The organism is Streptomyces sp. NPDC093252 (assembly GCF_040683675.1).
Taxonomy (GTDB): Bacteria; Actinomycetota; Actinomycetes; order Streptomycetales; family Streptomycetaceae; genus Streptomyces.
This window is the reverse complement of the sequence record NZ_JBFBEM010000001.1, coordinates 59,725-83,192: the sequence shown is the minus strand read 5'-3', so window position 1 is coordinate 83,192 and position 23,468 is coordinate 59,725. Positions and strand designations below refer to the sequence as shown.

At 68.0% G+C, this 23,468-nt stretch carries 16 protein-coding genes and 3 pseudogenes; 14 read left to right on the top strand and 5 right to left on the bottom strand.

Annotated features, from left to right (window positions below; genetic code table 11):
* Window positions 1-720 precede the first annotated feature (720 nt).
* The 6 genes from AB0O01_RS00310 (at window position 721) to AB0O01_RS00285 (ending at window position 8,535) form a co-directional block, all read left to right on the top strand.
* The gene (locus AB0O01_RS00310; RefSeq protein ID WP_365309342.1) at window positions 721-2,166 is read left to right on the top strand and encodes a UvrD-helicase domain-containing protein; all 1,446 of its coding nucleotides are present in this window, start codon (window positions 721-723) and stop codon (window positions 2,164-2,166) included.
* A gap of 877 nt (window positions 2,167-3,043) precedes the next feature.
* Window positions 3,044-3,922: a nucleic acid/nucleotide deaminase domain-containing protein gene (locus AB0O01_RS00305; protein ID WP_365309340.1), complete on the top strand. Its 879-nt coding sequence runs from the start codon at window positions 3,044-3,046 to the stop codon at window positions 3,920-3,922.
* Window positions 3,919-5,625, top strand: a complete 1,707-nt coding sequence (locus AB0O01_RS00300; RefSeq protein WP_365309338.1) for a hypothetical protein — start codon at window positions 3,919-3,921, stop codon at window positions 5,623-5,625. Before AB0O01_RS00305 ends, AB0O01_RS00300 begins: the two co-directional genes overlap by 4 nt.
* A gap of 63 nt (window positions 5,626-5,688) precedes the next feature.
* Entirely contained in the window at window positions 5,689-7,254 is a 1,566-nt protein-coding gene (locus tag AB0O01_RS00295) for a nucleic acid/nucleotide deaminase domain-containing protein (protein ID WP_365310451.1), read from the top strand.
* Between the two features lie 32 nt (window positions 7,255-7,286).
* The gene (locus AB0O01_RS00290) at window positions 7,287-7,847 is read left to right on the top strand and encodes an SUKH-4 family immunity protein (protein ID WP_365309336.1); all 561 of its coding nucleotides are present in this window, start codon (window positions 7,287-7,289) and stop codon (window positions 7,845-7,847) included.
* A 487-nt stretch (window positions 7,848-8,334) separates the two neighbouring features.
* The gene (locus tag AB0O01_RS00285; RefSeq protein ID WP_365309334.1) at window positions 8,335-8,535 is read left to right on the top strand and encodes a hypothetical protein; all 201 of its coding nucleotides are present in this window, start codon (window positions 8,335-8,337) and stop codon (window positions 8,533-8,535) included.
* A 260-nt stretch (window positions 8,536-8,795) separates the two neighbouring features.
* On the opposite strand, the gene AB0O01_RS00280 is transcribed toward AB0O01_RS00285, so the two are convergent.
* The 3 genes from AB0O01_RS00280 to AB0O01_RS00270 form a co-directional block, all read right to left on the bottom strand.
* Window positions 8,796-9,134, bottom strand: coding sequence for a hypothetical protein (locus AB0O01_RS00280; protein WP_365309332.1), 339 nt, complete (start codon window positions 9,132-9,134; stop codon window positions 8,796-8,798).
* Window positions 9,135-9,570: 436 nt separating this feature from the next.
* A complete protein-coding gene (locus AB0O01_RS00275; RefSeq protein WP_365309330.1) occupies window positions 9,571-9,726 on the bottom strand; it encodes a hypothetical protein in 156 nt (51 codons plus the stop codon).
* Window positions 9,727-9,823: 97 nt separating this feature from the next.
* Entirely contained in the window at window positions 9,824-9,973 is a 150-nt protein-coding gene (locus AB0O01_RS00270; RefSeq protein WP_365309328.1) for a hypothetical protein, read from the bottom strand.
* A 324-nt stretch (window positions 9,974-10,297) separates the two neighbouring features.
* Between AB0O01_RS00270 and AB0O01_RS00265 the strand changes: the two are divergent.
* The 3 genes and pseudogenes from AB0O01_RS00265 to AB0O01_RS00255 all read left to right on the top strand — a co-directional run.
* Window positions 10,298-10,378, top strand: a pseudogene (locus AB0O01_RS00265) (FxLD family lantipeptide); the annotation flags it as partial.
* 398 nt (window positions 10,379-10,776) lie between these two features.
* Window positions 10,777-17,928: a polymorphic toxin-type HINT domain-containing protein gene (locus AB0O01_RS00260; RefSeq protein WP_365309326.1), complete on the top strand. Its 7,152-nt coding sequence runs from the start codon at window positions 10,777-10,779 to the stop codon at window positions 17,926-17,928.
* A gap of 123 nt (window positions 17,929-18,051) precedes the next feature.
* A complete protein-coding gene (locus tag AB0O01_RS00255) occupies window positions 18,052-18,420 on the top strand; it encodes a hypothetical protein (RefSeq protein ID WP_365309324.1) in 369 nt (122 codons plus the stop codon).
* Between the two features lie 96 nt (window positions 18,421-18,516).
* Here AB0O01_RS00255 and AB0O01_RS00250 read toward each other — a convergent pair.
* Window positions 18,517-19,276: pseudogene (locus AB0O01_RS00250) on the bottom strand (site-specific integrase); the annotation flags it as partial.
* A 23-nt stretch (window positions 19,277-19,299) separates the two neighbouring features.
* Here AB0O01_RS00250 and AB0O01_RS00245 point away from each other — a divergent pair.
* The 5 genes and pseudogenes from AB0O01_RS00245 (at window position 19,300) to AB0O01_RS00225 (ending at window position 22,960) form a co-directional block, all read left to right on the top strand.
* The gene (locus tag AB0O01_RS00245; RefSeq protein WP_365309322.1) at window positions 19,300-19,944 is read left to right on the top strand and encodes an XRE family transcriptional regulator; all 645 of its coding nucleotides are present in this window, start codon (window positions 19,300-19,302) and stop codon (window positions 19,942-19,944) included.
* A 2-nt stretch (window positions 19,945-19,946) separates the two neighbouring features.
* Window positions 19,947-20,416: pseudogene (locus tag AB0O01_RS00240) on the top strand (NUDIX domain-containing protein).
* Window positions 20,417-20,546: 130 nt separating this feature from the next.
* A complete protein-coding gene (locus tag AB0O01_RS00235; RefSeq protein ID WP_365309319.1) occupies window positions 20,547-20,945 on the top strand; it encodes a hypothetical protein in 399 nt (132 codons plus the stop codon).
* 14 nt (window positions 20,946-20,959) lie between these two features.
* The gene (locus tag AB0O01_RS00230; RefSeq protein ID WP_365309317.1) at window positions 20,960-21,202 is read left to right on the top strand and encodes a hypothetical protein; all 243 of its coding nucleotides are present in this window, start codon (window positions 20,960-20,962) and stop codon (window positions 21,200-21,202) included.
* A gap of 864 nt (window positions 21,203-22,066) precedes the next feature.
* Window positions 22,067-22,960 carry an IS982 family transposase gene (locus tag AB0O01_RS00225; protein ID WP_365309315.1) on the top strand — a complete coding sequence of 298 codons (894 nt, stop codon included), beginning with the start codon at window positions 22,067-22,069 and terminating at the stop codon, window positions 22,958-22,960.
* Here the strand turns inward: AB0O01_RS00225 and AB0O01_RS00220 are convergent, their stop codons facing one another.
* A complete protein-coding gene (locus AB0O01_RS00220; protein WP_365309313.1) occupies window positions 22,961-23,428 on the bottom strand; it encodes a hypothetical protein in 468 nt (155 codons plus the stop codon).
* Window positions 23,429-23,468 lie beyond the last annotated feature (40 nt).

Below are 23,468 nucleotides of genomic sequence, written 5' to 3'. Positions count from 1 at the left end.
CACGGCCACCGCCCCACCGGACACTGGACCGCCCCGCCGCCCGCGTTCCGCCCGGGTGCCCGCGTGCCGCACGGGCAGCCGACGGATGACATCTACGACCTCAGCCGCCTGTCCCGCACCGAGCAGGAACCGCTGTCATGGCATGGCGCTGCCCCGGCCATGCCCCCGCCCTCGCCGAAACCGCCGTCGGCTCCGACACCGGATGGCAGGTCCTCACCTCCCGCCGCCACCCCGCCCGCCCCGGCACGAATCCCGCTCATGCCCACCACGCCCTGGAAATCAGCCAGACAAGATCCCACACCCCCGCCAAACGGCACCGCGCCACCCGACCGCGGCCGCCGGCCAGCAACCGCGACCCCGCGCGAGGCCGGTAGCCCTCACCGCCGCTGACACCCCCCTGCCAGGCCGCACACCGCCGCGCCGGCGCCCCGGCACCAGCCCGACCATCGACATCATCACCACCCACGACCCCGACCCGGTCGGCCGGATCCAGATCAACATCACCCTCCCGCCCGGCACCCGTACCGCCCTCAACACCCTGCCCCTCAAACACCGGCCGCAGCCCCGAACACCTCCTGGAACAGGCCCTCCTCCGGGCCTCGCCCAGCACGCCGAGGGAAGCAGACCGTCTCAACCAGCCCGTACGCCAACTCCCCGACGGCACCACCCCACCCCACCTGATCTCCGCCCTCGCCCCGACTCCGCGAAAAGAAGCACCTGTTGAAACCAACCGACGAACAGACCGCAGCCGCCGACGCCTTCCATGCCGGCGACCACCTCGTGCTCCAGGCCGGAGCAGGCACCGGAAAGACCACCACCCTCACCCTCCTCGCCCGTGCCACCCCACGCCGCGGCCGCTACCTCGCCTACAACCGCGCCATCGCCCAGCACGCCCGAACTTGCTTCCCCGCCACCGTCCAGTGCAAGACCGCCCATGCCCTCGCCTACGCCGCAGTCGGCCACCGCTACACCCGCCGCCTGGGCGCACCCCGCCGTCCCGCCTGGCAGACCGGACGCGCCCTCGGCATCACCGGCACCCTCCGCATCGGCGACCGCGAGGTGACACAAAGAGCCCTCTCCAACGCTGTCCTGCGCACCGTCACCCGCTTCTGCCACACCGGCGACACAAAGATCACCGGCCACCACGTCCCCACTCTGCGCGGACTGGACGACATCGGCCTCCACACCGAACTCGCCGCCCACGTCCTTCCCTTCGCCCACAGAGCCTGGGCCGACCTGCAGAACACCGACGACGGCGCCGTCCGCTTCGACCACGACCACTACCTCAAGATCTGGGCCCTCACCCGCCCCCGCATCGACGCCGACTTCCTGCTCCTGGACGAGGCCCAGGACACCAACCCCGTCATCGAGCAGGTCTTCCTCGGCCAGCGCGACCACGCCCAGCTCGTCATGGTCGGCGACTCTGCCCAGGCCATCTACCAATGGCGCGGCGCCAAAGACGTCATGACCGGCTTCGAGGGCACCCAGCTCACCCTGTCCCAGTCCTTCCGCTTCGGACCCGAACTCGCCGACGAGGCAAACCGCTGGCTCCGCCTCGCCGACTCCCCCATCCGCCTGTCCGGGACCCCTTCCGTCCCCACCGAACTCCGCATTGTCACCTCTCCCGACGCTGTCGTGTGCCGCACCAACGTGGGAGCCATGACCCAGGTCATGAGACTCATGACAGCAGGAACCCGCGTCGCTCTCGCCGGTGGAGGCGACAGCCTGCGCGCCCTTGCCCAGGCCGCCCGCTCCCTCAAAGAAGGACGCCGCACCCACCACCCCGAACTTCTCCTCTTCCCCTCCTGGGGCGAACTCCAGGACTACGCAGCCAACGACCCCGACGGCTGCGACCTCCAGCCGTTCGTCTGCCTCGTCGACACCCACGGCACCGACGCCATCCTGGCCGCTGTGGCCGCACTCGTCGGCGAACAGCACGCCCAGACCACCGTCACCACCGCACACAAGGCCAAAGGACGAGAATGGCCCCGTGTCAAGATCGCTGAAGACTTCACCCCAGCCGACGATCCCAGGCCCGGGACAGCAGCAGAGCAAAACCCCCGGCCCGTTGACGACGGCGAGGCACGGCTCGCCTACGTTGCTGTAACCCGCACCCGGCGGCAACTGGACATCGGCGGACTTGCTTGGGCACGCGCGGGCGAGTGAGAGCAACCTGCGGCCACGGCTCACGGCTTCCACTGCCACGCCCTGGCAACCACTGATCCAAACCGCCGCAGGGCATCCGCCCGGCGGCGGTCCCGGAACGGCGGCCCTCCCGCAAGGGGCTTCAGCCTTCTGGAGGCGTTACCAAGTCTGCCGTATCCGCCTCTACTCGGAGCGACGGCCTGGAACAGGACCTGCGTCCGACGACCTGACACCGCCGGTGCCACGAGTCGATTCCTGTACCGAAGAGCGGCGTGTCCGTTGTCTCGTGGTGGAACACTCCGCACACCCCCGGACAGGATGAGCCCCAGTTACCCGAGTCCCTTCCGTCGCCGGACTCGGCGGCTGCGGTGACCGTCTGCCCGCCGCCGTGGCCGGGTGCGTCAGGTGTCACTGAACCCGACCGGACGCCTGGCCGGGGTGCCCGCCGTCGAATCCGGCCAAGAGGAGGAGCACCAACGGATCCTGCGCGCAATGACGGAGACGGGGCCGCGCTCGTCGGGGTGGAGTTCGCGCCCGGCCGGATCACGGTACGGATTGAGTCACCAGATATCGGCCACCGCGTGGTGGGAGGAAGCGGTCACCGGCTGGCTGGAGGGACCTGGCCCCCAGGTGGAACCATCTCGGCGGTGCCGGGGCCAGGCTGTGCCTCGATGACGCCGCCCACCGTTCGGTTCTGGGCCGGGCCACGGATACACCGGGGTGCTTCTCGGTAGATACCGGCCTGCGGCTCGGATCGAGGACGCCCAAGCAGTCTCTTCCTTGCCTCATCCGGATCGCCTGTAATCCCACCTGCCACGGACCGGCCGGTTGAGGTGGCCGGCCGTGTGAGGTGACTTGTTAGGGTCGGCGTCGGTGTCTACCGGGAGAGAGGTCGCTCATGTCGGAGCCCGCGCCGGATTCGGCAACCGCCCACTTCGGCGATGCTGGGATGCGTCGTTTCGTGATGGCGGACGCTGAGCGCCGCAGCCTGCTGCCCGAGGTTGTCCGCCAGGTCGAGGAGATCGGCGTCCCCCTGCAGGTGGCCCGATACTTCACGGCGGCCGAGCCGTACGATGGGCTCAGGCTCGGCCTGTTTGCCGGACATCAGCGTATTGCGGTGCCCCAGGAAGAGACGGCCGGGTGGCTGCGGGTGGGGTTCGACGGCCCGCTCCAGATGTGCGTGCGCCCGGACGGTGCACTGCAGGGTGTCTTCCTCGGCATCGGCGAACCGGCCGTGTTCGTCAGCTCGAGTGTGAACGCGTTCAATCAATCGCTCACGGCTCTCGACCGCAGTCTGGGGGTGATCGCTGCTGCCGCGGACCTTCCGTCGGCCGCTGTCGCGTTCCGCGAGCTCAACGAAGAGCTGCGTGAGATCGACCCGGTGGCCTTCGCCGGCCGGGAGAACTGGTGGCCGCGTGTCCTCGATGATGTCCGGCACACACTGAACTTCCCTTTCTCCGCCTCCTTCGAGTACCGGGACGGCACGGGCCGGAAGCACATTGCCACGGAATCGACCGGCCCCGGCCGCGCTCATCCGGAGGAGCTGGTGTGGCAGAAGCTGTCCGCCGGCGGAGTCGAACCGGCGCAGGTTCTGCGCGTGTACTGCGAACTGCAGCCCTGCATGATGCCCGGGCACTACTGCGCCGCCTGGATGCAGGCGGCCTTTCCGCACGCGGAGTTCACCCACAGCTTCGACTACGGCACAGACGCCGACTCGCGCGAGCAGGGCATGAAAGAGCTCATCACCTACGCCGCACAGCAGGCCGGCCGGCGGTGAGCAGCAGGGCGTGGGCGCGGCCGGCTGCGGGCAGGGAACCCGCCGCCGCAGCACTGCTGGCGTGGCTCGCCGACCCCGGGGCACCGCGGCTGTGCCTGGTGACCGGCAGCCCCGGCTGCGGGAAGTCGCAGTTGCTGGCCTGGCTGGTCGGGCACGGGACACGGCCGACAACGGCGGCGGCCCGCCGCGTGCACAGCTTTGTCCCTCTCGGCGGGCAGACCGCCCGCACGACGGGGTGGGCGATCGCCGGGCATCTTTCCGTCGCCGCCCGCACGCCGGGAGAACTCGTCCAGGCGCTGGCGGCCGACACCCGCCCCACGGTGATCGTCCTGCCCGACCTGCACGCGGCCGACGACGTGCCCGCCGTCACGGAACTGATCACCGCACTGCACGACCTGGAACAGGTCCGGCTGATCGTCGAGATCCGCGCCGGAAACCTCCGGGCACAGAGCCTGTTCGAGCGCGCGCCCGCGCTCATGGATCTCGACGAAGAACGATGGACGGACACCACGCGCCGTGCACTGTGGAACGCCGAGCACGCGGAAAGCCGGCAGCGGGCCCCGCAGGCGACCGTGCCGGATCCCGGACCCGATCCGGACGACCCGCGCGCTGTGTGCGCGGCGGACCCGTGGGCGGTCTGCGCCCTGTACGAGAGGTCCCGCAACCCTCACAGAGGGCTGCGGGCCGCCTGGCTGCGGGCAGCACAGTCCCTCACCCGTGAACAGGCACCCGGTGAGCGGGCACTGGTGCTCCGGGCCGCCCTCGGTGACGAAGCCGACCCGCGGCTGGCACAGGAACTCGACCAGCACAGCACCGGATCAACCTGGCAACTGCTCTGGACCCGGGTACGCGGCGACATCCGGCCGCCCTGGCCCGGCCCCGCCCGCGCCCTGGCCACCGGACACGCACCGGCCCCGCAGCTCCTCTGGGTGGCCGACCACCAGGGAACGGTCCGCGCGGTGAACGAAGCGGACGCCACGCCCCACGGCCGGTTACCTCACCAGGCGGCACCGACACGCGCGCTGGCGGCCGGCCCCGACGGCACCGTCCTCGTCCTCGACGCCCACGGCCGCGTCGACGCCGCGAAACCCGCCAGTCCCGCAGCCCCGACCGGCCTCCAGGCCCTTCTCGAAGACCACCCTTCCCACCTGGACACCCTCCTCGGGGCGGTGAACGCCCGCCTGCGCGCCTGCCCGGGCAGCGCCCTGGCCGCAGCCGGCAAGGGGATCGCGGTCGCCGACACCGAAGGAGCCGTACACGCCTTCACTCCCGGCGCAAAGACGCCCATGGCGCACACGGCCGGCCGGCTCCACGACGGAGCGGTCAGCGCACTGACCGCCGTCGAAACCGCCTCCGCAGACGGCACCGCCTTCCTGGTCTACAGCGGCGGCACCGACGGCCGCGTACGGGCCTGGCGCACCGATACCGAACCACTCACCTCACCAGTCGCTTCCCGCCCCTGCGCGGTGACCGCCCTCAGCGCCGCGAGAACATCCGCCGGGCTGGCCCTCGCCATCGGCTGGGCCGACGGCCTGGTCGAGCACCACGGACTCGACACCGGCGTGCTGCGCCGCTTCTTTCCCGGCCTGCCGGTGCGGTGCGTGGCACTCACAGCCGACGGCCACCTGGTGGTGGGCACCGACGAGACACTGACCTGTCTGAAGGTGGCCGAACGACACACGGCCGCCCCCCTTCCGGGTTGACGGCCACTCAATTCACCTGAAGAGTGACCCGGTTGGCGTCACACGGGGGAGCGGCACGTGGGGATGACTCTGCCCGGCGGACTGGTCGAGGTACTGGACCTCGTCGGCGTCGACTGGCCCGCCATCGACGAGGACGAGATCCGCGACAGCGCCAGGGACTACCGCCGGCTCGCCGAAGGAATCCGCGACGTCATCACCGAGGGCAACCGGGCCTGCTCCCACATCGTCGGCGGCAAAAGCAAGGGCAGAACGGTCCAGGCCATCGACCGCCGGTGGGGCCGGCTGACCACGAAAGACCTCTCCACGTTCAGCAGCGCCCTCGACGACCTCGCCGGTGCGCTGGACAACTGCGCCGGCTTCATCGAAGGCTGCAAGGTCGCCTGCATCGCCGAACTGACCGCCACGGCAGCCACCGCCACCGCCGGTGTCATCGGCATGTTCTTCACCGCCGGACTCAGCGGGCTGCTCAGCGCAGCCGCGATCACCGCCTGCCGGATCGCCCTGAACGAGGCCATCGACTACGCGGTCGGCGAGATCACCGCCATCGTCACCGACAAGATCGAAGCGAAGATCCTCGCACAGATCGAGAACCTCTTCACCGACCAGCTCGACGCCGACGACGACACCACCACCGACTACGCCACCGGCAGCGGCGACATGGCCCAGGACCTGGCCATCGAGTTCGACGAGTTCGACAAGGCATCCAGCGACTACGACGAGACCAGACGCAACTTCGACAAGAAGAAGGGCACACACCAGACCGGCAGCACCAAACGGCGCAGCTCCGTCAAGAAGGACAGCCGGTTCCACAAACTCGCCACGGTCATGGACAAGGCCGATGACGCCGTCGACAAGAAGGCCGACGAGACGGTCCTCGTCCTGGAGAAGCACGGCGGCAAGATCGACGAGAGCAAGAAGGAGCACAAGAAGAGCGACACGAAGGTCAAGGACGACCTCGACCAGTGCACCACCGACAGCGACACCCCCATGTACCTGCTCAACGCAGACGGCACGGTCGAACGCCTGAACCCCGACGGAACCACCGAACCGGTCAAGAAGACCGACAACTCCGGTATCCGGGACCTCATGACGGAACCGGGCCAGAAACCCGGCGAAGCAGGCCGCGTCTGGCGGCCCCGGAAAGGCGAGAAGGGCCCCTCCTACCCGGTCAGCCCGAGCAAGGACAAGGCAACCGTCACCTCCCAGAAAGTCGACCCCGGCACCACCGACCTCTCCCGCGCCACCCAGATCGCCCGCTACCACAACCAGGACTGGGGCGGCGGCAACTACGCCGCCGGCCGCTACATCGGCAACGACGGAAACGACATCATCCTGGTCACCAACAGCGAAGGACCGCACTCCGAACGCACACTCGGCTACCCCATCCTCAAAGCAGGAAAACAGGACAACCTCACCGAGATCTACACCGAACGCCAGCCCTGCCAGGGCAGACCCTCCTGGTGTGACAAATGGACCGCAAAATACTTCGGCGAAGACCTCGAAGTCACCCACTCCACGAAATACCTCAACTCCGAGGAAGCGAAGACCAGGGACACAGAACACGAGAAATACCGCAACCAGCTCGAGAAGGACCAGAAAACCGGCGGCGTCAGCGGCGGCTTCCGCTGACCTCCGAGTCGCACCGTAAAATGGAGAGCACCATGAGCACCCTTGCATTTGAACTGACCCATGACGAACTGGTCAGCTGGTTCGGCACCGAGAACGTCCAGCTCTCCCCGCGCAACGAAGCGGAAGCCCTCGGATTCACCGGACCCACCCTGGAATTCCTCTGCACCGTCGGCATTCCCTCCACACCCAAAGCCGAAGTGGGCGCCCCCGGCAAGGAGACCAGCCTGCGCGCCTCCGACGAGATGACCGGCCAGCAGTGGACGGTCCCCGAGGAAGCCCGCAACTGGATCATCATCGGCAACCTCACAGCCACCACCCTCGCCCTGGACACCGCCACCGGCACCGTGTACGGGTTCTACGAAGGCGCCGAGGACCCCGTCTCCCTCCACACCGACATCTCCTCACTCGCCTACACCATCTACGCCGTGAAACGCGCACTGCCCGAGATCGCCGCCCAGAGCTCGTTCGACGGCCGCGAAGCCGTACTCCAGAGGGTCCAGCACGACATCGAGCAGCACGACCCCCTCCCCTTCGGTGAGGACAGTGAATGGGTCGCCTCCTTCGAGGAAATCGCCATGGGCATGTGGACCTGAACACCTGAGCCACTCGCACGGCATGGGCCTCAATGCGCCACTCCGTCGTAGACCCGCCAGCCACCAGAGGCGCAAAAATGCGTCTGCCACACACGGCGACCAGGTCCTCCAGGTGACGCATTGCCACCATCCTGTCCCTCCCCTGACGTGGTCACCACGCTCTGCCTGCTGCGTGGCAAAGAGGACATCGGCACCGACGCGGTCCGGCGGCCACGTCCTGTCGCTGCTGGATTTCGCTGCCGTCCCATCCGCCTTCGCCAGAAAACTCGGCCTCGACCAGCGGGAGGCGGTGCGACATTTCCTCGGCCGAAGTAGCACCGCCGGTGCCACGCCGGACCACAGCCCGCGTCGTATTGATAACGCGAGGCCCGGCTCGCCCAGGTCCACGCCGCCGACCGCGATGCCTACCGCCGCACCGCCGACCACGCCATGAGGGAACTCGCCGAACGCCGGCAGAGTGACCCCGGGACACCGATGGCACCGCCCTGTGCCACGGGAGCGAGTACTTCACACCGCCCGCCGACTGGCCTGTCCCACCCTGGCGGAACAGGCCGCACACACCACGCTCGCCACACCACCGGACAACCTGTCCGGCTTCCTCACCGGCCGGGCCGGGACCGCGCTGGTACTGGCCGACCTCCTACCCCAGCCAGCCGACCCATGGGACTGCCTCCTCCTGCTGTCCTGACTCCGGGACCAGCACGAGGGCAGGCACCAAGTCCGGGGCACGGGCACCTCCGCGTAGTACTCGTTGGGGCGCACGGTCGCCGCAGGGAAGGTCATCAGGGTGTCGAGATCGGCGAGGTCTTCGTCGCGGGAGCACCGCGCACCGCTGGCCCGCTGCCGGCGGCGGTCCGGGACGGTGTTGCGGAGCAGGAATGAGGCGGTGGGCCCTCGACCGTGCCGAGGGCCCGCGTGTAGCCGATGTGACCGGTCAAATCTTGAGGATCAGCGCTTCCGTCTGTTCGAGCGTCGTGACGCTGGCTTGCGCCGCGGCCCGGGCCTCGTCAGCTTCTTCATCCACTCGATCCGCTGCTCGGGCGGGAGGCACTCCTCCTTGAACTGGACGCGCAGGCGGTGCGCCTCCTCGAAGTCCGTCATCAGGGCGTGGGAGGCGTCCACCGCCTTCTGGTAGTTCCCTTCGGCGAGTTCGACCCGCGCCGGCAGCTCCCGGCGCAGCTTGGCGAGCTGGTCGCGCGGGTCGGCGGCCGCCTCGCCGTGCGCGATGGGCGGGGCGTCGGCGTCCGCGGTGTTCCCGGCGTCCGCAGGCGCGTCGGCGGAGTTCACGGACGCGGTCGGCGACGGGCACCGAGGCTCACGGGGGAACAACTCGTCGAACCACGCCTTGTCGGCGACGTAGCGGGTGAGTCGGCCTCGGTGTCAGGGGCGATCACCACCCCCGCCGTGATCGCCGTCCGGTCCGCCTCGGCCCAGTGCTGGTCGCCGTAACAGATCAGGGGCGTGCCATCGTCCGGCTCGGGAGGCCGCGGCGCGTCCGGGTGACCCAGCACTGCCTTCGCGAACACGACCAGAAGGGCCGACTGACACCCGGCGCGCCCACCGTGTACGCCAATGTCAGGGCGGCGAGGGCACTCTTGGGGGTGCGGCGCACGCCCTTGCGCCCATCGCTGGCCTCGCTGCCCTGCCCGGGGTGATGAACGGCTGCGGAGCGTGGATCAGCGCCGGGGCCATCCGCCGGACCAGGGCGGTCCACGCGGTCGCGTCACCGGCCCTCCGGCCCGAGGAGTAACTCCGTGAGTGGCCTTGGATCCTGTCCGGCGCCCTTCTTGGTTTCCCTGGTGCCGAAGAGGCCGAGGACGGAGAGGATGTCGCCCCGGTGCACGGACAACTGCGCGACGGCGGCGGACTGCAGACGCATGCGTCCCTCGGCTGCCTTCGCCCGGATCTGGCTCCACGTCGGCTCCTGCAGCGTCCCTCTGACGACCGGCCAGAACCGGCCGGTGTGGCGGCCACTTTTACTTGCTGCGGCGCCTCGGGCGAATCCCGGGGAACACCAGCGCGGTGATGGCCCGGACCGCGATGTCACGCAGCACGACCGGGGAGACGTCGGCGCCCGCGGGGACCAGCGGATCGAGCGGCCCGTTGACCGTCAGCGCGTCGCACACCCCCGTCAGATCGAGAAGGTCCGCCCCGGCGTGCGTCGGGGAACGCCTCGGCGAGCGCGGCCGTGAGGAGGGACTCCCTGACGTAGGCGTCAACAAGTGTCGCGAACAGGGTGATCAGCCGCGCGTCCTCGTCGTAGGGCTGGATGCCACGCAGGTGATCATTGACGTTCGGGGCCCGCAGGACGTGTTCCAGTGCCTCGGGCTTCGTACAGCCGATCGCGATCTCCGCCGGCACCGTGGCGATCTTCGCCGCCCGGGGCGAAGGGTCGGTCGTCTCCGTCTCCGGCTTCCCACCATCCCGGTTGAGCCGGGCAGGGCGGTGACTGCCCGACGGACGACGGATGCGGTACTACCTGTCAGAACGGTGCGAGCGCCTGCGAGTCGTTTATCGAGGACCCGGCCTGAGTCCCCCGGGGAGGGCTGGCTGGGAGCGGTAGGCCCGGCCCCTGGGCGCGGCTGGGGGTGAGGGGAGGGGCTGTGGGGTCGGATGGCAGGGCGCCGGGCTGCATCGCAGTTCTCTCGTGTGTCTCTCGGTCCAACAGTTCATCGATGGCCCTTCTGGCGCCGCACGAGCTTCCCTTCACCCCCTGGAGTGACTGAGATCACACACATTCGAGGCGAATGATCACCTCCACGATCTGTTCACGTGATCTTCACGTGAATTACCGTTCCGCTTCATTGATCGTGTTCGTGTCAACAGGCCGTGTGTGGCGTCATCGTGGGATGCATTGCCGCAGGTCGGCCGTGACTGCTGTCCCGTCGTACCGTTCCGGGCCGCAGTCCATGGCTGTGGGGGGGTTCGGATGGCTCGTCGGCATGCCCGTTCGGTGTCCGTGACACTGGCGGGGGCTTTGCTAGCGGGGCTGTTGTCCGCTGTTGCCGTGGTGGCGCCGCCGGAGGCGAGGGCCGAGTCGTCGGATACGACGCCGCTGGTGCCGGGTCAGGGGGTGGGTTCTGTTCCGGGGCAGCAGGAGGAGGCCCCGGGAAAGCCTCTCCCGGCGCCTGACTGGCCCGTGGCGGCCGAGGCGACGGTTGATCTGGCGCAGGCGTCGCCCGGTGAGCCGGGAACGGTGACATCGGAGAGCCCGTCCGCTCCTGGCGGTGAGGTCCAGCAGGTCGCCGGTGTCGTCGAGGTGCTTCCGAGCGGCCAGGCCGCCGGCGAGACGGCGCAGTTGCAGGGCATGCGGTCCGCGACGGGCGGGCCGAGCCCGGCGGCGACTTCCCCCGAGGAGGGCGGGCTACCCACGGGAACCCTGCCCGACGCCGCAGAAGAAACGATTCCTCAGAGCGGAGACACCTCTGTTCCCGACCCCGGGAACTCCTCCGCTCCGCCGCCGTCCTCCGTGCCCGGTGAGGCACCGTCGCCCGGTGCGTCGCCGTCCCCGGACACGGTTTCTCCGGAGCAGGTGGACGTGCGGGTCCTGGACCGTCAGGAGATCGCCCCGGTGGGAGGTGTCGGGCTGGGCCTGCAGGTCACGCGGACCGACGGCGTGGCGGCGGCCGGGCAGGTGGACGTCTCCATCGACTACTCGGGTTTCCGGTACGCCTACGGCGGGGATTTCGCCTCCCGGCTCCAGTTGGTCCGTCTACCGGCGTGCGCGCTGCAGACGCCTGCCGCACCCGAGTGCTCCGCGGTGGAGCCGGTGCCCGTCGAGAACGACACCGTCCGGGGGACGCTCACAGCGACGGTGACCGCCGAGCCCGGTTCGACGGGGCTGGCGGCGCAGTCGGTATCGGGCGGTGCGTCCGTCTACGCGCTGACGACGGGCTCGTCCTCGGACAGCGGTGACTACCGCGCCTCCACCCTGACCACGACCGGGTCGTGGGACGTGGCGACGGGGTCCGGGGCGTTCACCTACAACTTCCCGGTAAGCCTGCCCGCTCCGGCGATGGGCAAGGCTCCGGCGCTGGGCCTGTCGTACAACTCGCAGTCGGTGGACGGCCGTACCTCCGCGACGAACAACCAGGCGTCGTGGGTGGGGATGGGCTGGGAGCTGAACATCGGCTACATCGAGCGCCGTTACCGCAACTGCACGCAGGACGGGCTGGCGACGATCGGTGACCTGTGCTGGGACTCACCGAACACCGCGATGGAGCCCAGCGGTGCGGTGTATGTCATCAACCTCAACGGTGTGACCTCGACGCTGGTGCAGGACAACAACGGGACCGGTTCCTACCATCTCCAGGACGATCCGGGCTGGCGGGTGCAGCACCTTTCCGGCGGCCACGGCGCGGACGACGAGTACTGGGTCGTCTCCACGCAGGACGGGCAGAGCCACTACTTCGGCTGGGGCCGCGCGGAGCGCTCGGGGTCGGCGACCGGGTCGGTCTACACGGTTCCGGTGGTCGGCAACAACCCCGGTGAGCCGTGCCACGGCCAGTTCCCCGAGCCGTGCACGCAGGCGTACCGGTGGAACCTGGACCGCACGGTCGACGCCAACGAGATCGAGTCGACCTACTTCTACGACAGGGAGACCAACCACTACCGCTCCGTCGCCAACACCGACAAGGCCCGCTCCTACACCGCGGGCGGCTATCTGAGCCGGATCGAGTACGGCTGGCCGCGGCAGATCGCGAACTCCAAGCCCACCGCCAAGGTCGAGCTGAGTCATGTGGGCCGGTGCGTGGAGCGGATGGCGGACGCTGACCCGCTGCGCAGCGAGCCGGGGGCGTGCCCGTCGATCGCGGCGAACCCTTCGTCGTACCCGGACGTGCCGGTGGACCTGATGTGCGACGGCACCGCGGGGGACTACCACTGTGCCGGGAAGACGTACTACCCCACGTTCTTCAGCAAGGACATGCTGTGGGACATCAAGACGTATGTGCTGAACACCGCGATGGACGGGTGGGACCCGGTTCAGCAGTACCAGACCAAGCACGGCCTGCCCAATCCCGCGGGGTCGGTGGGCAAGACGCTGTGGCTGGACTACATCCAGCGCAAGACCTACGGGACGGGCACGGACATCGTCCTGCCGGTGGTCAACTTCAACGGCGTGGACCTGGACAACAAGGTCGGTTCGACCGAACTGAACTTCCGCCGGGTCAGTGAGATCCACGGCGACCTCGGCGGCACCACGAAGGTCACCTACGGCGCGCAGAACGCGTGCAGCGCGGACGATCTGCCCCCGCAGGCCACGAACGGCAAGGACTGCTTCTGGGCGAAGTGGACACCCGAGGGCGAGACCGCGGCGCGCAGCGGATGGTTCAAGAAGTTCCTGGTCATGGAGGTGAGCGTCGACCCGACCGTCACCAGCGGCCAGGACGGCGCGCCGGAGATGACGACCACGTACGACTACCAGGGCGGGGCCGGCTGGCGGTTCAGCGCTGACCCCCTGGTCCCGGACGAGGACGAGTCGTGGACCGACTGGCGCGGCTACCAGAAGGTGGCGGTGACGACCGGCACCGGCACGGTCAAACGCTCGACCCTCCATTCGTTCCACCGGGGTCTGCACGGCGACCGCACGAGCAAGACCAGCTCCACCCCGACCCGTGTCGTGATGGTCGGCGACGGGCACAACGCCACGGTCCCGGACTCCGCCTGGCTGGCGGGCCGGGTGATCGAGACCGACAGCCGTGACCACACGGGCAGTTCGCAGAAACGGGTCGTCCGCCAGTACTGGACCCACAACACCGCGCAGTACGAGGGGCTGCCGGACGCCCGCTTCGTGCGCGAGGAGCAGACCACCACCGAGGAGAAGACATCGGCCGGCTGGCGCACCCGCGTCGTCCAGAACGAATACGACCCGGCGTCCTCCACCTCCACCACGTACGGTCTGCCGGTCCGCACGGACGACTGGGGCCAGACGGGTGTCTCCGACAACGCCTGCACCACGTACGGCCGGGCCTACAACACCGACAAGTTCGACGGCAGTGACATCCAGCGGTGGATGGTCCTCATCGACGAGACCCGCCACTACGCGGCCGGCTGCGACGACCGCGGCACGGCCAACCTCGACGGCTTCGCCGAGACCCTCTACGACGGTGCCACCAGCGTCGCCGCCAACAAGCCGGGCGACGGGAACGCCACGGAGGCCCGCACCCACACCGCGCCCGGCGAGCACCAGACGGTGAAGTACGGGTACGACGGCGCGGGCCGTGTCCGCTGGGCGGACGACGCCGGTGCGCAGCGTACGACCACCGCCTACAGCCCCGAGCACACCTGGCCCGTGGACGGCATCACCACCACGACTCCCGATCCCGACGGCTCCCTCTCCGCCGCGGGCCCTCTCGCGACGACCGTGTGGATGTCGCGGCTGTGGGGGGTGCCCTACCAGACCCGGGACGCCAACGGGAAGATCACGAAGATCACCCTGGACGCCGCAGGGCGGCCCACCGAGGTGTGGCGGCCCACGGAGACCGGCACCTCCCCGTCCATGAAGTTCAGCTACACGATCCCGACCACCGGCGGGGCCGTACCCGACTCCGTGAACGGCTTCCCCAGGGTCGCCACCCACACCCTGCAGTCCGGGGACACCTACCTGTCCTCGTACAGCTACCTCGACGGGCTCGGACGCGCCCGCGAGACCCAACTGCCCATACCCCACGGCGTCGACCCCCAGAACGGGCAGGAGGTCCCCAACCGGCAGGTCACGGCCACCCGCTACGACAACGCCGGCAACATCACCGGTGTGTCGGCCCCGTTCCGCAACCAGGGCACCGCCGGGTCCTCCGCACCCGTCTCCCCCCGCGTCGTGGACCTGCCCTCCTACACGGAACTGACCCTGGACTGGGCCGGACGCACCACCCGCTCCACGATCCGCGTCGGCGACGGCCAGACCAGCGCCGCCTCACCCAGCGGCTGGATCCAGACCGCCTACCACGGGGACTACACCAGGGTGACCCCGGCCGCGGGCGGCAGCACCGACACCCACACGGACATGTTCGGCCGCACGGCCAAGGTCGTCGAACACAACGGCAGTTCGGCCTTCACCACCCAGTACGCCTACACCGCGACCGGCGCCCTGCAGAAGATCACCGACCCCCGCGGCAATGAGACGAAGTACACCTACAACTGGGCCGGCCAGCGGCTGACCAGCGACGATCCCGACGCCGGCCGGTCCAGCACCGTCTACGACGGCAACGGCCGCATCACCAAGGTCACCGGCAACAACGGCCAGACCGTCCTCGACTACACCTACGACGCGCTGGGCCGCAAGACCTCCGTCACCAGCGGCGGCACGGTCCTGTCCTCCTGGCAGTGGGACGGCGCCGTACCCAACGGCAAGGGCCGGATCACCCAGAGCCTCAGCCGCTCCGCCGCCGGCAACTCCTACATCACCCGCGTCAACGAATTCGACGGCCGCGGCAGACCTCTCAGCACCACCGTCAGCCTCCCCTCCGCCGTCTCCCCCCTCAACGGGGACTACACGACAACCCTCGCCTACGACGCCGCCGACCACATCACCTCCGTCACCTACCCGGCCGCCGGCGGACTGCCCGCCGAGACCGTCACCACCGCCTACAACAACGAGGGCCTGCCCAAGAGCCTGACCTCGGCACAGGACACCTACGTCAAGGGCACCGTCTACGACGCCTACGGGCGGGTCACCGACCGCCTCTACGGCCAGACCACCACCGGCCTGCAGGCCCCCGCCACCGCCCAGCGCACCTACACCTACAACGACACCGACGGCACCCGCTGGCTCAAGTCCATCGCCACCACCACCAAGGCCGGGCCCGGCGGATACCTCATCACCAACACCCAGAACGACACCTACGGCTACGACGCCGCCGGCAAGATCACCTCGGTGAAGGAGGCCGCGAGCGGCCAGCCCCAGCAACTGCAGTGCTTCACCTACGACGACCAGAACCGCCTGACCAGAGCCCTCACCCGCGCCGACACCTGCACCAACGCGACCGCCTCCGACTTCACCGGCCCCGCCCCCTACCAGACCTCCTACACCTACGACCGCCTCGGAAACCTCCAGTCGGCCGCAGACACCGACGCCGGCGGCACCACGACCACCCGCGACTACCTCTACCCCGGCTACGACGACACCGGCGCCTGGACCACACCCAACACCGAACAGCCGCACGGCGTACGCAAGATCAACCAGATCACCTCGGGCACCACCACCGGCACCGAAACCCTCACCTACGACGACGCCGGCCAGATGCTCAAACGCGTCACCGCGGACACCACCACCGACTACACCTGGACCAAACAGGGCCAGCTCGCCTCAGCCACGACCACCAAACCCACCCTCACCCAGCAGACCCGCTTCGTCTACGACGCCGACGGCAACCTCCTGCTGCGCCTCGCACCCGAGGGAACCTTCGCCTACCTGGCCGGCATGGAACTGCGCTCCAGCGGCGGCACCGTCACCGCCACCCGCTACTACACCTGCGGCAGCGCCACCGTCGCCATGCGCACCACCACCGGCAACACCACCACCGGCGGCAAACTCAGCTACCTCATGGCCGACCGCCAGGCATCGACCCAGCTCGCCGTCGACGTCGCCAACGGAACCACCGTCCGCCGCCGCTACACACCCTTCGGCGACGAACGCAGCGGAATCCGCCCCACCGGCTCCACCAAGGGCTTCCTCGGCAAACCCGAGGACACCCACAGCGGCCTCTCCCTCCTCGGCGCCCGCGCCTACGACCCCCTCCTCGGCCGCTTCCTCAGTCCCGACCCGCTCAGCCTCCCCTACGACCCCCAGAACCTCTCCGCCTACAGCTACAGCCACAACGACCCCATCAACTACTCCGACCCCACCGGGCTGGTCCGGGAGCCGGAGGGCATGCCCTGCGGTGACGACAACTGCGGCATCAACAGCATCAACGACATCCCGGGCTACGAAAACACATCCAGCGACTCCTCGGTCGTCGGAGGAAACAGCGGCACCCCCGCCACAAGCAGCTGCCAGCAGTACGGCTACCACGTCAGGGACGCCTGCGTCCTCGCCCAGGCCGGTCCCGCCCAGAAAAGCGGCGGCATCGTGGTCCAGGTCATCAAGATCTTCCTCCCGGACCCCCAGGAATGGAAGGACTGCGCTGCGGATCTCGGCATCTCCATGGCATGCGCATCAACAGCCGGCGACGTCCCCTTCCTCAAAGCCCTCAAACTGCTCAAGCTCGGCGACCTCAAGAAAACGGACGAACTCGTCGACGAAGCCGGCGACACGGCGAAGAAGGACGACGTCGACGCCCCCACCAGTTGCACCAAGTGCTTCCTGGCCGGAACCGGTGTACTCATGGCCGACGGCACCACCGAGAACATCGAAGACATCAAGGTCGGAGACCAGGTCGAGGCTACAGACCCGGAAACCGGCGAAACCGGACCACGCACCGTCACCCACCTGATCGTCACCGACCGCGACAGGCACTTCAACGAACTCTCCATCGCCACCGACGACGGCATCGAAGAACTCACCGCCACCCACGAACACCCCTTCTGGTCCCCCTCCGAAGACGACTGGATCGAAGCCGCCGACCTCACCGCGGGAATGACCCTGCGCACCGACGACGGCACCACCGTCATCGTCACCGGCAACAGGAGCTACACCAAACGCGCCACCACCTACAATCTGACCGTCGACGACCTGCACACGTACTATGTGCTGGCGGGCGAGACTCCGGTACTCGTTCACAACAGTGACTGCACCGGTACGGTCTGGGATGACATCAAGGGGACACAGCCGAATTACCCTGGCTCTGACTTGCCTCGGTCGTTCGAAATGCAGGCAGGTGATGCGCGTGTTTGGGTTCACGGGAATGCAACCAAGCACATCGCCGAATATGCGCAGAATAAGGCGGCGAATATGGCGAGCCGAGAGCAAGTCGGACTGGCTACCCAAGTTCAGCTTCGCAGCTTGCAATCTGCCGTTGCAGGGGCGACTCGGAATGGCGTTCCTACAGGAAGGATGATTACTTCCGGCGGTTGGGAGCTTAAGTTCAGTCAGCGCCCGCAAGATCCGCTCCCCGCTCTCGTTCACGCTCTCTATGTCGGTTAGGAGTAGCCGATGGTAAAAGTAACTCGGTGGGCTCCCTGTCCCGGTGCCGTTGTAGAGCAGGATCCGTGGATCCCGCTGGACGCCTCATGGGAAGTCGACAGGGATCGCCAACCTCTTTACCTGATGATTTCCGGCAGCTCTGGCGGCTATCTTGAGGTCAGGGTGCACCCTGAAAGTGGTCAACTGATGGGCTTGACGGTTATCGACCTTCCCCCGGAAGGGGGTGGCCTGGACTCGGTTCCCGAACCGGAATTGCTCGGGGGTGTCGTGCCAGTATTCGACATCTCGGAATGGGAAGACGTCGACCCTGCTATTCGGATTGTGAGAAAAACCGTCGACCTGTCGCATGTTCGCCTTCCGGAAGGCGAACTACTAACCCTCGGTGGAGCTGTGACGGCTGTCGAGGCAAGCTGCGGCCCTGTTGTGGTGGGAGTGAGTCATCAAAGTGAGCTGACGCACTTCTGGTTCAGGAGTGAATCAACGGAAAGTTGATCGCGTTCGACGCGGCGCGCATGCAAATCTGAAGCCCTGCCAGGTGCGTTCTGGCAGGGCTTCTGCGTGGGGTGACGGCAGTAGTTGACGGCAACGTCAGCGGACGAGGGCGGCGCAGGGTGGCGGTTCGTCGCCGTCGGAGCGTGCCGTCTCGGTGTTCGTCGGGCTGCTGAGTGCGGTGCTGAGGGGTGTCGATGGCGTCTCGCTGGAGGCGGAGTCGGACGTGGGCGTAGACGGTGGCGGTGACGCCGATGTGGGCGTGGCCGAGGAGTTCCTTGATCACGACGAGTTCGACTCCCTGTTCCAGAAGCAAGGTCGCAGTCGAGTGCCTGAGGTCGTGGAAGCGGATGCGGCGGAGGCCGGCCTTGCGGAGGAGCGTGATGAAGGCGCGGGTGAGGTTGGTTGGGTCGATCGGTCCGCCCTGCGTGGTGGTGAACACGTGCCCGCCGTGCTGCCATGTGGTGCCCGCGGCCTCACGCTCGCGCTTCTGCTGCTCGTGGTGGAGCTTCAGCAACTGGACGCAGCGGGTGGGGAGGGCGATGCGGCGCTCGGAGGCCCGCGTCTTGGTGGGCAGCGCGGTGAGTCCGCCTGCGGCGGTGCGCTGAAGGGTGCGGCGGACGGCGGCGGTGCCCGCGTCGAGGTCGAGGTCTTCCCAGCGGAGGCCGAGGAGTTCGCCCTTGCGGAGTCCGGTGTGGAGGGCGAGTTCGAACAACGCGTGCAGCCGATGACCCTGGGCCGTGGTGAGGAACTGCCGAGCTTCGTCGGCGGTGAGGGGTTCGAAGTGGCGGGGCCGTGGGGTGCCGGTGCGGACGTTACGGGCGATGTTACGCGGGATCTCCTCTTCGCGGACGGCGTGACCCCAAGTCGGTCGAGCGCTGGGTGAACCTCGGGCGTATCCCACGTCGTGCCACCGCCCTCCAGGCGGCCAAGGCCCTGGGAGAAGACGTGCACGCACTCTGGCCGGCGCTCCGCCAGGCCCGCCCCGCCCGCGCCATCAGCCCCGAACTGGTCGCGCTCTACCAGCAGCGGGCCGACATCCCCGTCTCGACGTTCACCGACCTGATGGCCCAGGCCCGGCAACGGATCGACATCCTCGTCTACGCGGCCGTCTTCCTCCACGAGGCGTACCCGCGGCTGAACGAACTCCTCACCGAACGCGCCGCCGAAGGCTGCACCGTCCGCATCGCGATCGGGGACCCCGACAGCGACACCGTCCAAGCCCGCGGCCAGGAAGAGCGGTTCGGCCACGGCATCGAATCCCGCTGCCGCCTCGCCCTCATGCACTACAAGCCGCTCGCCGCCACCCCCGGCATCGAAGTCCGCACCCACGGCACCACGCTCTACAACTCCCTCTACCGCGCCGACGACCAGCAACTCGTCAACGCCCACGTCTGGGGCGTCAACGCGTACGCCGCCCCCGTATGGCATCTTCGCCGACACGAGACAGGCGGCATGTTCGACACCTATGCCGAGAGCTTCGACGCCGTGTGGACGACGGCGACCCCCGTAAGAGAGGAAGGCTGACCGTGGCCCGCACCGAGTACTACGACGACCCGAACGCGCCCAAGCCGAACAGCATGGTCGTCGCCGCCTCCGCCGTCGTCACCGACGTCCACGGGCGCATCCTCCTCCAGCGCCGCCGCGACAACGACCTGTGGGCGCTGCTCGGCGGCGGCATGGACCTCACCGACTCCCTGCCCGGCACGGCCGTCCGCGAAGTCAAGGAAGAAACGGCCTGGACGTCGAGATCACCGGCCTGGTCGGCACCTACACCGATCCGAAACACATCATCGCCTACACCGATGGCGAGGTCCGCCGCCAGTTCAACGCCTGCTTCACCGCCCGCATCACCGGCGGCCAGCTGGCTATCTCCGACGAGTCCACCGAACTCCGGTTTGTACCGCCGGAAGAGATCGAGCAGTTGCCGATGCACCACACCCAACGGCTCAGGCTCCAGCACTTCCTGGAACAGCGCGAGAAGCCGTACCTGGGCTGAACCGCCTGACGGCAGTAGCGACGGCAACAACCCCGCACAACCACGGACACCCACGCACCTCACCGGACCAGCAAACTGCGCTTGACCTGCGAAAAAGCAGGTAGAGGCAGCCGCGTAGCACACGTACTATGTGCTCGCCGGAGAGACGCCGGTACTGGTTCACAACTCGGACTGCCCGCTGACCGGCGGCTTCAAGGTGGGTGTGACTCCTGACGAGATCGCCGATATCAATCGCAGCTTTGGCGGTGAAACCCTGCTGAGTGGCTCACCCGCGAATACCATGGCCAACGCCAGTCGCTATAACAGCTTCTGGGATAAGTCTGCCGTCGTGATTCGTGATATCGCTGGTGGTCACATGTTCAACAACGGAAACAAGCGCACCGCTCAATCTGTTGTAGAGAAGTTGATGCAACGAAACAATGTTACAAGTGGCCCCACTTCTGACGATCTCCGAAATGTTATCGACATGGTAGGTAAAGGTCAGCTACACGATGTCAGTGACATCTCAGCGGCCTTGAGGGGCTATTGATAGGAGCGCAAGAAATGAATATGGAGCAGCTCATGGAGAAGTTGGGACGCTCAGGCGTCACCGTGATCCTTAAGGTGGACGATGAGAGGATGACGGAAGGTGCCGAGCCCTGGACTTTGGTGATGTCGGGTCCGGGGCTGGGGCCCGAGGGATTCATTCGCACTGAATCCTCCAGCCTGAGCGACTGCTTCGAGCAGGGGTTCACTCGGTTGCGTTCCCGGCCCGGCAACTGGGAATGGCTGGCAGAAATCTCGTAGCCGTTGAAGCGAGGCCCTCCTGAGGCGGCGTGGGAAGTGATTCTCGCGATCGCGGTTGTGTGGCGAGACTCGCCCGATCTGCCCGAGGAACTGCGCCCGCTGATACAGGATGCTGAAGAACGCCGATCTTGAGCATTGGCTTCGCAGGATGACGGTCTCGTCTCCGTCGCGTCCGTGCTGCTCACGCGGCTTGCCTGAGAAGGGACGGGGCGAGAGACTCACCGGCGAGGGTTTTCTCTGCGGCCCAAGCCCAAACTGGAGGGGGAAGTTTGACGAGCAGTGTCAACCCTGCGTAGCGGTCTGCGGTATGCCGATGAGCTGACGACCGACATGGTGTGGGAGATCGGCGACTTCCTGCTCCCCCGGCTGGAGCGAGCGGCAAGTACCCACCCGGTGGACAGCGAGGAGGGCATCACCGCCTCGGCACTCGCCGAAGCGGTAGTCACATTGGTCCTCACTTTGGAGTGGGCCATCAGCGGCGGAACGCCCGGCCGTGCCCGCGTCCCGGTCGGGATTCCACTGCCTCCGCCACTCCCCGAGGAGGAACGGCGGGTACGTGGGGAGGAGCGGCTGGAGCGCCTCCGTGAAGAGTGGAACACCCTCTGCCTACTCGCCGGCTACTGGCACGCCGCACCTGGATATCAGGGCTCCCGCTGGTGCAAGCCGAAGTTCTCCTGGACGAAGCCGTCACCCCGCCCCAGCAGGGCGCCGACTGCATGCTCACCGGGGGCTCGTGTGACCGTGCCCCGCCCTTGCGGAGCGCTCGATAGCCCGCCCTGACCCTCCTGGTTGCAGTACTAGACGAGTCATTCCGAATGCTGACGGTGTGTCCGGGAACGCAGACAGGGCGTCCAAGATCGTTGTGTGACGAACAACCTGGACGCCCTGCTGACCGCACTGTACGTGAAGATCGACGACGAGATCGGAGGTACCCGATGGCTTGGCCGGCCGCCGCGGCTGACGGATTCCGAACTGGTCACCCTTGCCGTCGCGCAGGCGCTGCTGGGCTTCACCTCGGAGTCGCGCTGGCTGCGGTTCGTGGACTCCCGGCTGGGAGCGATGTTCCCGTACGTGCCCAGGCAGCCGGGCTGGAACAAGCGACTGCGGGCAGCGTTGCCACTGGTCAAGAAGGCGATACGGCTACTCGCCGTCGATACGGACTTCTGGTTCGACAACCACTGGATCATCGACTCCACACCGGTGGAGTGCGGCCGCTCGCGTCCGACGGTGAAGCGTTCGGACATGGCCGGCTGGGCCGGATACGGGTACTGCGCCTCGCACTCCCGGTTCTTCTGGGGCCTGCGCCTGTTCCTGGTGTGCACCCCGACGGGGATGCCCGTCCTGTGGGCGCTGGCGAACCCGAAGCTGGACGAGCGGGAGGTGCTGTCGGCGATGCTGGACCGCGAACCGTACCTGGCCACGGACCGTCCGGGCCTGCTGGTGATCGTGGACAAGGGCTTCGCCTCCAAGGAGCTCGAGGCCCATCTGGCCTTCCGGGGTGCGGAGCTGCTGCGTCCTTCCTTCAAGCGCGAGAAGAAGCGCAGTGGTGAGAGCCTCCTGAAGTCGGTGCGGCAGCTGATCGAGTCGGTCAACGACACCCTCAAGGGCCAGCTCGACCTGGAACAGCACGGTGGCCGGACCTTCGAAGGCGTCGCCGTCCGCGTCGCCCAGCGCATCCTCGCGATGGCCGCCGCGATCTGGCACAACCACAAGACCCGCCAGCCCGTCATCCGGTCCTTGATCGCTTATGACCACTGATCACATCGGAATGACTCGTCTAGGACGATCTGCGAAGGCCAGGCGACTCGGAGCGGACCCGGACCGGACTTCCTCCAGCCCGAACGGCGCTCTGCTCGCCCGGTAGTTCCGGGCCGAGCAGCCCGCGGGTGTCAACCTGAGACGGCTTGTCTTCCCGAGTGCGTCGACCGGGCCCGGAGCGAGGTCGCCGAGGGGTGCGGGCCTCACCAGGACGGGGTTCGACGGCGTGAATGCCGGGGGAGTCTGGAGCAGGTCGGCGGAGAACTGCGGTACCTGGATCCAGCCGGTGAGGACGGATGCGAGGAAGTTGGTGGTGGTTCCGTCGTGGGTGAACCAGACCGGACCCCGCGCTTCGTTGACCGCGATCTGCCATCGAGTGGGTTTGTTCCCCGGCTCGGTGGTCCAGAACAGGTACTCGCCGTTGCTGGTCACGCCGCAGGCGAAGAGGTGGTCTGGGTCGTAGGGCACGGGATGAGTGTCGTGGTCGTGGTCCGAGCGCAGCTGGGCG